1 protein-coding gene is annotated in these 12,732 nt (G+C 72.5%); it reads right to left on the reverse strand.

Going from position 1 to position 12,732, the window contains the following annotated elements; translation table 11 throughout:
* Positions 1-12,707, reverse strand: a 12,707-nt coding sequence (locus ACFXBC_RS18460) for a type I polyketide synthase (RefSeq protein WP_385024847.1), incomplete at its 3' end; no start/stop codon positions are given.
* Positions 12,708-12,732 lie beyond the last annotated feature (25 nt).

A 12,732-nucleotide genomic window follows, 5' to 3' on the forward strand; every position in this document is an offset into this window, starting at 1 on the left:
GACTCCGTCATCGCACTCAGCAGCACCGGATGCGGAGAGACCTCGACGAAGATCCGCTGCCCCTCACCCGCCAGAACCCGCACCGCACGGTCGAAGTACACCGTCGCCCGCAGGCTCCGGAACCAGTAACCGGCGTCCAGCTCCTCACCCGTCAGGGTCTCGCCGGTCATCGCGGAGACCATCGGGACACGGCCCCGGCGCGGGGATATCCCGGCGAGGGCCGTGGTGATCTCCTCCTCCAGGCGGTCCACCTGGACCGAGTGCGAGGCGTAGTCCACCGCCACCATCCGCGCCCTGGCACCCTCGGCCTCGAACTCCGCCTTCAACTCCTCCAGAGCATCCGGCTCACCCGAAACCACCGTCGCCGACGGCCCGTTCACCGCCGCCAACGACGCACGCTCACCGAAACGGACGAGACGCTCCTCGACCTCGGAGGCCGGACGGCTGACGGACAGCATCCCGCCCCGGCCCGCCAGCACCTTCAGGGACTTCGAGCGCAGCGCGACCACCCGCGCACCGTCCTCAAGGGACAACATCCCCGCAACCGTCGCCGCGGAAATCTCCCCCTGCGAATGCCCCACCACAGCCTCCGGGGCAACACCAGCCGCCTCCCACACCGCAGCCAACGACACCATCACCGCCCACAGAGCAGGCTGAACCACATCAGCCGCCTCCAGGACCGGAGCCCCCTCCGCCCCCGCCAGTACGTCGTCCAACGACCAGTCCACGTACGGCGAGAGCGCCACGGCACACTCGGCAAGCCGGGCCGCGAACACCGGCGAAACCCCCGCCAGCTCACGCCCCATCCCCACCCACTGCGAACCCTGACCCGGGAAGACAAACACCGGACGGGCACCGGAGCGGGCCGCCGCCGAGACCACCGAACCCGAAGGCACACCAGCCGCCAGACTCTCCAGCCCCGCCACCAACTCCGTACGGTCACCGCCCACCACCACAGCCCGGTGCTCGAACGCCGACCGCGTCGCCGCCAACGACCACGCCACATCAGCCGGCTCCAACGACGGGCGCCCGGCCAGCCACTCCCGCAACCGGCCCGCCTGCGCCGCCAGCGCCTCCACGGACCGACCCGACACCACCCACGCACCGGCATTGGAGACGAGCGGGGGCGCGGTCTTCGTCGGCGCGGGCCTTGACGCCTCGTCGTAGGCGGGCGCCTGCTCCAGGATGACGTGCGCGTTGGTGCCGCTGATACCGAAGGAGGACACGCCCGCGCGGCGCGGCCTGCCGTCGGCGGGCCAGGGGACCGCTTCGGTGAGCAGCCGAACCTGTCCCGCCGACCAGTCGATGTGCGGCGACGGCTCCGTTGCGTACAGGGTCTGCGGCAGCTGCTCGTGCTGGAGCGCCAGCAGCATCTTGATCACGCCCGCGACACCCGCGGCGGCCTGGGTGTGGCCGATGTTGGACTTCACCGAGCCCAGCCAGACCGGACGGCCCTCGGGGCGGTCCTGCCCGTACGTGGCGAGGAGCGCCTGCGCCTCGATCGGGTCACCCAGCGTCGTACCCGTCCCGTGCGCCTCCACCACATCCACATCAGCAGCCGACAGACGCGCATTCGCCAACGCCGCCCGGATCACCCGCTGCTGCGACGGACCATTCGGCGCCGTCAGACCGTTGGACGCACCGTCCTGGTTGACGGCGGTGCCGCGCACCAGCGCGAGGACCGGGTGCCCGTTGCGGCGAGCGTCCGAAAGACGCTCGACCACCAGCATGCCGACGCCCTCGGCCATGCCCATGCCGTCGGCCGTGGCGCCGAACGCCTTGGAGCGCCCGTCCACCGCCAGCCCGCGTGCCTGCGAGAAGCCCACGAAGCCGTCGGGTGTGGCCATGATCGTGGCACCGCCGGCCAGCGCCAGTGTGCACTCACCCGAGCGCAGCGCCTGCGCCGCCAGGTGCAGCGCCACCAGCGACGAGGAGCACGCGGTGTCCATCGTCACCGCGGGGCCCTCCAGACCGAAGGTGTAGGAGAGCCGGCCGGACAGCACGCTGGTCGCGTTGCCGGTCGCCAGGTGACCGTCCACGCCCTCGAAGTCCGAGGCTCCCTCCAGGCTGGCCTCGGCGTAGCCGGAGCCGTAGCCGCCGACGAAGGCGCCGGTCTGGCTGCCGCGCAGTGCGGTCGGGTCGATCCCCGACCGCTCGAACGCCTCCCAGGAGGTTTCGAGGAGCAGCCGCTGCTGCGGGTCCATCGCCAGCGCCTCACGCGGGCTGATCCCGAAGAACGCCGGGTCGAAGCCGCCGGCGTCCCGGAGGAAGCCGCCTTCCTGGGTGTAGGAGGTGCCGGCGTGTCCCATGTCCGGGTCGTAGATGGACTCCAGGTCCCAGCCGCGGTCCTGCGGGAACGGGCCGATCCCGTCCCGGCCCGCGGCCAGCATCTCCCACAGCTCATCAGGGCCGGCGGCGCCGCCCGGGAAGCGGCAGGCCATGCCGACGATGGCGATCGGGTCGTCCACCACCGTGGCGGACGGGGGTACTGGGTCGGCCGCTGCGGGCACCTCGCCCGCCAGCTCGCCGCCGAGCATCGTGGCCAGGGCGGCGGGGGTCGGGTAGTCGAAGACGAGCGTGGCGGGCAGCCGCAGCCCGGTCTCCGTCCGCAGCCGGTTGCGCAGTTCGACTCCGGTGAGCGAGTCGAAGCCGAGGTCGGTGAAGGCCCGTGCGGGCTCGACGGCCTCGGCCGACGCGTGTCCGAGCACTGCGGCCACGAGCGTCCGCACCAGCTCCAGGAGCATCCGGTCGCGTTCCTGGCCGGATCGCCCGGCGAGCCGGCGGAGCAACGCCTGCGCGGCATCCCCGCCGCCGGCCGACCCGGCGGCGGCCGTACGCCGTCCCGGGGTGCCGGCCAGCCGCCTCCACAGCGGCGGGACCTCGCCGCTGCGCGCGGCCAGCGCGCGCAGGTCGGCCACGTCCAGCCGGGCCGGTACCAGGGCGCCCTCGCCCCGGGTCAGCGTCCGCTCCAGCGCCGTGTCCAGTACGGCCAGGCCCTCGTCGGCGCCGAGCGCGGCGAGTCCGGAGCGTGTGATGCGGGAGAGCAGCTGCTCGCCCAGGTCCCGGCCGATGCCGGCCTCGTGCACCCACGGCCCCCAGGCAAGCGAGAGGCCGGGCAGCCCGGCGGCCCTGCGCTGCCGTGCCAGGGCGTCGAGGAAGGCGTTGGCGGCGACGTAGTTGCCCTGGCCCGGGGCGCCGAGTGTGGCGGCCGCCGAGGAGAACAGGACGAAGTTCTCCAGGTCGCTGTCCCGGGTGAGTTCGTGCAGGTGCCAGGCGGCGTCCGCCTTCGGCCGCAGGACCGTGGCCAGCCGCTCCGGGGTGAGGGTGCCGATCACACCGTCGTCGATGACTCCGGCGGCGTGGAAGACGGAGCCCAGCGGGCAGTCGGCCGGGATGCTCGCCAGCAGCGAGGCCAGCGCGTCGCGGTCCGCCACGTCGCAGGCGACGACCCGGACCTGCGCGCCGAGCGCGGCCAGTTCAGCGGCGAGCGCCGCGACACCCGTGGCGGCCGGGCCGGAGCGGCTGGTCAGTACGGCCGTCTGGGCCCGTCCGGTGGCCACCAGATGGCGGGCCACCAGGCCGCCGAGTGTGCCCGTTCCGCCCGTCACCAGCAGGGTGCGCGGGCCGCCTTCGGAACGGTCCCCGGGCTGTTCAACCGCAGTTCCGGCACCGGACGGACGGTTCAGCCGGCGCCCGTACGCGACCTGTCCGCGGAGCGTCAGCTCCGGCTCGCCGGTGGCGAGGAACCTCGGCAGTACGGCGAGCCGTTCGGCACAGCCGGTGGTGTCCTCGTCGGCGGGAAGGTCCACGAGGAGCAGCCGGCCGGGGTTCTCCGACTGCGCGGAGGAGAGCAGGCCGCGCGCCGCGGCCGCCGGCAGGTCCACCACGGGTCCGCCGTCCGCGGCCGCGACGGCGCCGCGGGTGACGACGGCAAGCTGTGCGGAGTCCAGGTGCTGTTCCGCCAGCCACCGCTGGGCCAGTTCCAGCACCTCGCCGGTCAGCCGCCGGGTCGTATCCGGGACGGTTTCGGCGCCGTACGGGGTTCCGTCGACGCAGATCAGCGCTGTATGCGGGGCGACTTCGCCCGCCTCAGCCGCCGCGGCCGCCTCTGCGATACCGGCGAAGGACCGCACCGGGCGACCGGCGGCCCGCAGACCGTCGGCCACACCGAAGCGGTCGTCGCCGAGCAGCACCCACTCGCCGTCCGGGACGGGAGCCTCGGCCAGCGGGGTCCACTCCTCGGTGAAGAGGGTGTCGCCCAGCGTGTTGCCCGCACCCTCCAGCTGGTCCGCCGACACCGGGCGGCTGACGAGCGATTCCACCGTCACCACCGGAGCCCCGGCGGGATCCGATGCGGTCAGCGCCAGGCCGCCCCTGGCGTCCCGGCGCAGCCGGGCCCGCAGCACCGACGCACCACTCGCGTGCAGTTCGACGCCGGTCCAGGCGAACGGCATCCGGACCCGGCCCTGTTCCCCGGCCGCGTCGCCGTCACCACCGGCATCGGTCAGGGGCGAGCCCGCCAGGAGTGCGGCGTGCAGGGCCGCGTCGAGCAGCGCCGGGTGCAGACCGAACGCGGCTGCCTCCCGGGCCGCCTCCTCGGGCAGTGCCACCTCGGCGAAGACGTCGCCGCCGCGCCGCCAGGCGGCCCGCAGCCCGTGGAAGGCCGGACCGTATACGTCGGCGAGCAGCCCGGTGTAGACGTCGTCGACGTCGAGTGCGGTGGCGCCCTGCGGCGGCCATACCGCGAAGTCGTCCACCGGCGTCCGCGGGTCCGCCGGGGACGTGGCAGCGGGAAGGAGCGCACCGCTCGCATGCTGCACCCATGTCTGGGGTGCGTCGGCTGTGCCGGCCGCGTCGGCCGTGTCGCGACGGGAGAAGACCTCGACCGTCCGGCGGCCTTCGGCGTCGGCCTCGGCGAGTACGACCTGGACCTGCACCCCACCGCCGTCGGCGGGCAGTACCAGCGGCGCCTGGAGCGTCAGTTCCTCCAGCGCCCCGCAGCCGACCTGGTCACCGGCGCGTACGGCCAGCTCGACGAAGCCGGTGCCAGGCAGCAGCACGGTACCGCCGACGGCGTGGTCCGCCAGCCACGGCTGCGTACGCACCGACAGACGTCCCGTGCACACCAGACCGGCCCCACCGACCAGTTCGACGGCCGCGCCGAGGAGCGGGTGGTCCACCGCGCCCAGGCCCAGCGACACCGCGTCCCTGCCGCCGCCGAGCAGCGCCAGGGAGAGCGTGCCCTGCGGCCAGTAGCGCTCGTGCTGGAAGGCGTACGTCGGCAGCTCGACCCGCTCGGCGGCGGGCAGTACGGCGCGCCAGTCGACCGGCGCCCCGCCCACGAACGCCCCGGCGAACGAGGTGACCAGCTGGGCCGCACCGTCCTCGTCCCGCCGGAGCGTCCCGCAGACGACGCCCGGTACGGTGCCGGGGCCGGCCTCCTGCGCGGCCTCTTCCAGGGTGTCGTTCATCGCGCCCAGCAGCACCGGATGCGGGGTCACCTCGATGAAGAGCTGATGGCCACGGCCCGCCAGGGTCCGTACCGCACGCTCGAAATGCACCGTCGCCCGCAGGCTCCGGAACCAGTAACCGGCGTCCAGCTCCTCACCGGTCAGGGTCTCGCCGGTCATCGCGGAAACCATCGGGACACGGCCCCGGCGCGGGGATATCCCAGCGAGAGCTGTGGTGATCTCCTCCTCCAGGCGGTCCACCTGGACCGAGTGCGAGGCGTAGTCCACCGCCACCATCCGGGCACGGACACCCTCGGCCTCGAACTCCGCCTTCAACTCCTCCAGAGCATCCGGCTCACCCGAAACCACCGTCGCCGAAGGCCCGTTCACCGCCGCCAGCGACGCACGATCGCCAAAGCGGGCGATGCGCTCCTCGACCTCGGAGGCCGGACGGCTGACGGACAGCATCCCGCCCCGGCCCGCCAGCACCGTCAGGGACTTCGAACGCAGCGCCACCACCCGGGCACCGTCCTCAAGGGACAGCATCCCGGCCACCGTCGCCGCCGCGATCTCCCCCTGCGAGTGCCCGACCACCGCACTCGGAGCGACACCAGCCGCCTCCCACACCGCAGCGAGGGAAACCATCACCGCCCACAGAGCGGGCTGAACCACATCAGCCGCCTCCAAGGCAGGCGCACCCTCCGCACCGGCAAGGACATCGGCCAGCGACCAGTCCACGTACGGAGACAGGGCGGCAGCACACTCAGCAAGCCGGGCCGCGAACACCGGCGAAACCTCCGCCAGCCCGCGCCCCATACCGACCCACTGCGAACCCTGACCCGCGAACGCGAAGACCGAGCGCGCTCCGAGACGGGCCGTACCGGACACCACGGCGGCGGAGGGGACACCACCGGACAGGCTCTCCAGCCCCGCCACCAGCGCGGTGCGGTCAGCGCCCAGGATCACGGCCCGGTGCTCGAACGCGGACCGGGTCGTCGCCAACGACCACGCCACATCAGCCGGTTCAAGGTCAGAGTGTCCGGCCAGCCACTCCTGGAGCCGCTCCGCCTGCGCCGCCAGACCGGTAGCCGAACGGCCCGAGACCACCCACGCACCGGCGCCCGACACCACCGGAAGCGCGCCCGGTGCACCGGTCGGCTCATCGGCGGTCTCATCGGGCTCCGCAGCCGGGGCCTCCTCGATGATGACGTGGGCGTTGGTGCCACTCATCCCGAATGAGGAGACACCGGCCCTGCGGGGGTGCTCCCCCGCAGGCCACGGCACCGCCTCGCTCAACAGCCGGACCTCGCCCGCGGTCCAGTCCACGTGCGAGGACGGTTCCTCGGCGTGCAGGGTCTGCGGCAACTGCTCGTGCTGAAGCGCCAGCACCATCTTGATGATCCCGGCGACACCCGCTGCGGCCTGGGTGTGACCGATGTTGGACTTCACCGAGCCCAACCACAGCGGCCGGCCCGCCGTCCGCTCCTGACCGTAGGTGGCCAGCAGCGCCTGCGCCTCGATGGGGTCGCCAAGGGTGGTGCCGGTGCCGTGTGCCTCGACGGCGTCCACGTCACCGGCGGTCAGCTGGGCGCTGGCCAGCGCTGCGCGGATGACACGCTGCTGGGACGGGCCGTTGGGGGCGGTCAGACCGTTGGACGCACCGTCCTGGTTGACCGCGCTGCCCCGTACCAGGGCCAGCACCTTGTGGCCGTTGCGGCGGGCGTCCGAGAGCCGCTCGACGACGAGCATGCCCGCGCCCTCGGCCCAGCCGGTACCGTCCGCGTCCTCCGAGAACGCCCGGCACCGGCCATCCTCCGAAAGCCCCCGCTGGCGGGAGAAGTCGATAAAGGTGCCGGGGGTGGCCATCACCGTCGCACCACCCGCGAGCGCCAGCGAGCACTCACCCGAACGCAGCGCCTGAATCGCCAGATGGAGCGCCACCAGCGACGAGGAGCATGCGGTGTCCACCGTCATGGCCGGACCTTCCAGGCCCAGTACGTAGGAGACGCGGCCGGAGAGCACACTGGTGGCGTTGCCGGTCAGCGAGTGTCCCTCGGTCCCGGAGTCGCCCTGGTTGGCCAGCGAAAGCCCGAACCCGTAGCCCGAGGTGAAACCGCCCGCGAAGACACCGGTCGCGCTCTCGCGCAGCGATGACGGGTCGATCCCGGCCCGCTCCAGCGCCTCCCAGGAGGTCTCCAGCATCAGCCGCTGCTGCGGGTCCATGGCCAGCGCCTCACGCGGACTGATCCCGAAGAAGTCGGCGTCGAACTCCGCCGCGCTGCCCAGGAACGCGCCCTGGGCCACGTACGAGGTGCCCTCGCGCTCACCGTCCGGGTCGAAGACGCCGTCCAGGTCCCAGCCGCGGTCGGTGGGGAAGGCACCCACCGCGTCGCCGCCGGCGGTGAGGAAGTTCCAGAACTGCTCGGGGGTTCCCGCGCCGCCGGGGAAGCGGCAGGCCATGCCGACGATCGCCAGCGGTTCGTCCACCGCGGCCGCGGCCACGGCGACCACCGGGGCGGCCGTGTCGCCCTGCCGTCCGGTCAGTTCTCCGCGCAGGAACACGGCCAGCGCCAGTGGGGTCGGGTAGTCGAAGACCAGGGTGGCGGGCAGCCGGAGACCGGTCGCGGTGTTGAGCCGGTTGCGCAGTTCGACCGAGGTCAGTGAGTCGAAGCCCAGGTCCTTGAAGGCGCGCCGGTCCTCGACCGCTTCGGCCGAGGGGTGGCCGAGCACCACGGCGGCCTCGCCCCGTACGACGTCGGTCAGCACCCGCTCCTGTTCGGAGCGGCCCATCCCGGCGAGCTGACGGGCGAGTTCCCCTTCCGCGTGGACCACGGTGAGGGTGTTCCCGGCCGCCACGAGCCGTCGGCGGGCCTCGGGGAGGTCCCGCAGCAGCGGCCTTCCCAGCACATCCGCGGCGCCCGCGTCGGATCCCAACTGCTCCCAGTCCACGTCCATGACGGTCACCAGGGCGTCCGGGCCCTCCAGTGCCTCGCCCAGCGCACGGGCCGCGAGCCGCGGGTCCATAGGAGGCAGGGGCATCTGGCGCATCCGCGAGCGGGCCGCCTCACTGGACTCCGCCAGACCGCCTCCGCTCCACGGGCCCCAGGCCACGGCCAGACCGGCAAGACCGCGGCTGCGGCGGTTCTCGGCCAGCGCGTCCAGGTAGGCGTTGGCCGCCGCATAGCTGCCCTGTCCGGGGCCGCCGAGGGTGGCAGCGGCGGCGGAGAACAGTACGAAGGCGTCCAGGTCACGGTCCGCGGTCAGCTCGTCGAGCAGGTCGGCGCCCCGGGCCTTCACCCGCAGCACCGTCTCCAGGCGCGGTGCGGTGAGGCCGTCCACCATTCCGTCGTCCAGCTGCGCGGCGGTGTGCAGGACGGACGACAGCGCCGGGCCCTCGGCGTCGATCCGGTGCAACAGGCCGACCAGTTGGGCCCGCTCGGTCACGTCGCACGCGACGATCTCGACGGCTGTTCCCGCCTGTGCCAGCTCGGCGGCCAGCGCCGCCGAGCCCTCGGCCGAGGGGCCCGAACGGCTCGTGAGCACCAGGCGTTCGGCACCACGGCCCGCCAGCGAGTGCGCCACATGCCCGGCGACCGCACCGGTGCCGCCGGTTATCAGAATGCTTCCGCGTTCCGGCCGGCTCTCCCCCGAACCGCGCCGTGACACACGGGACAGCCGCCGGCCGAGGAGCCCGGTCGACCGGACGGCCATCTCGTTCTCGTCGCAGCCTGCGAGCGCGCCTGCCAGGCGCGAGGCGGCCCGCTCGTCGAGCGACTCCGGCAGGTCGATCAACCCGCCCCAGCGGTCGGGGTGTTCCAGCGCCACGACCCGGCCAAGGCCCCAGACCTGTGCCTGTACGGGACGCGTCGGCGCCTCACCCGGTCCGGCCGCCACCGCGCCGCAGGTCGCCACCCACAAGGGTGCCCCGATTCCGGCGTCCCCGAGCCCCTGCACCAGAGCCAGCGTGGCGGCCAGGCCGCCGGCCACCGCCGAGTGCTCCGGCAAGGGCGTCTCGTCCAGCGCCAGCAGCGACAGCACACCCGACACACCGGAAGCGTCCGCCACCGACTCGCGCAACAGAGCGGCGACATCCGCCCGGTCCACCGTCCCGGACCCCACCTCGACCACCACGACCTCAGCACCACGCGCCTCAAGCGCAGTCGTGCACCGCTGCCGCATCTCATCCCCGGCACCGGCCGCAAGAACCAGCAGCCACGTGCCCGGAAGAACGGGAGAGTCGGGCTCCGTGACCACCGCCCAGGAGGTGCGGTAACGCCAGTTCGCGGTCAGTGAGCGGTCCAGTTCACGGCGCCGCCAGGACGCCAGCGCGGGCAGCACGTCCCTGAACGAAAGGCCGCCGTCCACCTCAAGGGTCTCGGCGAGCCGGGTCAGGTCCTCGCCCTCGACAGCCGCCCAGAACTCGGCTTCCGCCTCGGTACCCGCGACGATCCTGTCCACGCCGCCACCGGCCCGCGGCGGCGCGAGCGAGAGAATGCCCTCGGGCCAGTACCGCTGGTGCCGGAAGGCGTACGTCGGCAACTCCACCGGCTCACCGACCGGCAGCACCCTCTCCCAGTCCACCGGGGCACCGCTGACGAACGCCCGCGCCAGACCGGTCAGCAGGCTCGCGACGCCCTCATCGGTGCGGCGCTGCAGCGGGACGAAGGCCGGCTCCACGCTCTGCACCCCGGCCACCGCGTCCGGACCGAGGGAGGACAGCGAACCGTCCGGACCCACCTCCACGAAGACCGAGACACCCTCACGGGCAAGGGCCGCCACCGCATCGGCGAACCGCACCGCCTGCCGCGTCTGCGCAGGCCAGTACCCCGCATCCGGCTCCGACACCAACTCACCACTCAGCGCACCCGCCCACATGATCTCCGGACGGCAGTACTCGATCCCCTCCGCAACCGAGGCCAACTCCGTCAGCACCGGGTCCATCGCCGGGGAATGGAAAGCGTGCGACACCCGCAGCCGCCGCACCCGACGGCCCTGCTCCCGCCACAACTCCACCACCGCATCCACGGCCCCGGCATCACCCGACACCACCACCGAATCCGGACCATTGACCGCAGCCACCGCGACATCACCGGACACCTCCACGAGAGAGGCGACCACCTCCGCCTCCGACGCATTCACCGCAGCCATCGCACCACCCGAAGGCAGCTCCTGCATCAGACGGGCACGCGTCGCCACGAGCCTGCACGCATCAGGAAGCGAAACCACCCCGGCCACATACGCGGCAGCCACCTCACCCACCGAGTGACCCACCACCGCATCCGGCCTCACACCAGACGCCTCCAGCACACCCGCCAGAGCAACCTCGAAAGCAAACAACCCCGCCTGCGCGAACAGCGTCTGATCCGCAAGCCCGCCATCCACACCATCGGCATCCAGGACCACATCCCGGACCCGAACCGAAGAGCCCAACTCCAGCTCCAACAAACCGCACACCCGGTCGAACACCTCGGCAAAGACCGGGCTGCCCGCATACAGGTCCCGGCCCATACCGGCCCACTGAGCACCCTGACCCGCGAAGATCAGACCCACCCGGGCATCCGCGGGTGCCACACCCGAGACCACCGCACCCGAGGACACCCCGGCCGCCAGATCGGATACTGCGGACATGAGCTCGTCCCGCTCCGTGCCCAGTACCACCGCACGGTGCTCGAACGCGGACCGAGTCGTCGCCAACGACCAGGCCACATCCGCCGGTTCCAGCCCCGGACGGGACGTCACCCACTCCCGCAACCGACCCGCCTGCGCCGCAAGGCCCTCAGCCGTACGACCGGAAACCACCCACGCACCAGCACCCGACACCACCGGAACTGTCGGCTCCGCCGCCTCGCCCGCCTCTACGGCGGGGGCTTCCTCGATGATGACGTGCGCATTCGTCCCACTGATCCCGAACGCCGACACCCCAGCCCGACGCGGACGCTCCCCCACCGGCCACGCCACCGACTCATCCAGCAGCCGCACCTCACCCGCCGACCAGTCCACATGCGACGACGGATCACCCGCATGCAACGTCCGCGGCAACCGCTCATGCTGCAACGCCAACACCATCTTGATCACACCAGCAACCCCGGCCGCGGCCTGGGTGTGCCCGATGTTCGACTTCACCGCACCCAGCCACAACGGAGCACCCCCCGCACGCTCCTGACCGTACGTAGCCAGCAACGCCTGGGCCTCAATCGGGTCACCCAGAGTGGTCCCCGTCCCGTGCGCCTCCACCACATCCACATCAGCAGCCGACAGACGCGCATTCGCCAACGCCGCACGAATCACCCGCTGCTGCGACGGACCATTCGGCGCCGACAGACCATTCGACGCACCATCCTGATTCACCGCCGAACCACGCAACACAGCCAGCACCCGGTGACCCTTGCGCCGCGCGTCCGACAAGCGCTCCACCGCGAGCATGCCGACGCCCTCGGCCCAGCCCGTACCGTCTGCGTCCTCGGAGAAGGCGCGGCAGCGGCCGTCCGCCGAGAGGCCCTGCTGACGCGAGAACTCCACGAACGTGCCCGGTGACACCAGCACCGTGACGCCACCCGCCAGTGCCAGGGAGCACTCACCCATCCGCAGTGCCTGGACGGCAAGGTGCAGCGCCACCAGCGAGGACGAGCAGGCGGTGTCGATCGTGACCGCCGGGCCCTCCAGACCCAGCGCGTACGAAACACGGCCGGAGAGCACACTGGTCGCGTTGCCCGTCATCAGATGGCCCTCGACGCCGGAGCCCTCCTCGCCGGCCGCCCAGGAGAGGCCGATTCCGTATCCGGAGGCGAAGCCGCCGGCGAAGACACCGGTCGAACTCTCCTTCAGGGAGGACGGGTCGATGCCTGCCCGCTCCAGGGTCTCCCAGGCCGTCTCCAGCATCAGCCGCTGCTGCGGGTCCATCGCAAGGGCCTCACGCGGGCTGATCCCGAAGAATCCCGGGTCGAAATCGGCCACTCCCTGCAAAAACGCACCCTGGGCCACGTAGGAGGTGCCCTCGCGCTCACCGTCCGGGTCGTAGATGCCCTCCAAGTCCCAACCGCGGTCGGTCGGGAAGCCACCCACCGCGTCGCTGCCGGAGGCCAACAGCTCCCAGAAGTCCTCCGGACTGCCCACCCCACCCGGGAAGCGGCACCCCATGCCCACGATCGCGACCGGCTCAGCCGCCTGCTCCTGCACCTCACGCAGCCGGCCGCGGGCGTCCTGGGCGTCCGCGATGGCCCGCTTGAGGTAACTACGAAGCTTGTCTTCGTTGGACACGGTGAGCTCCTTGCAATGATTTTGA

This window comes from Streptomyces sp. NPDC059398, from assembly GCF_042751845.1.
Lineage (GTDB): Bacteria > Actinomycetota > Actinomycetes > Streptomycetales > Streptomycetaceae > Streptomyces.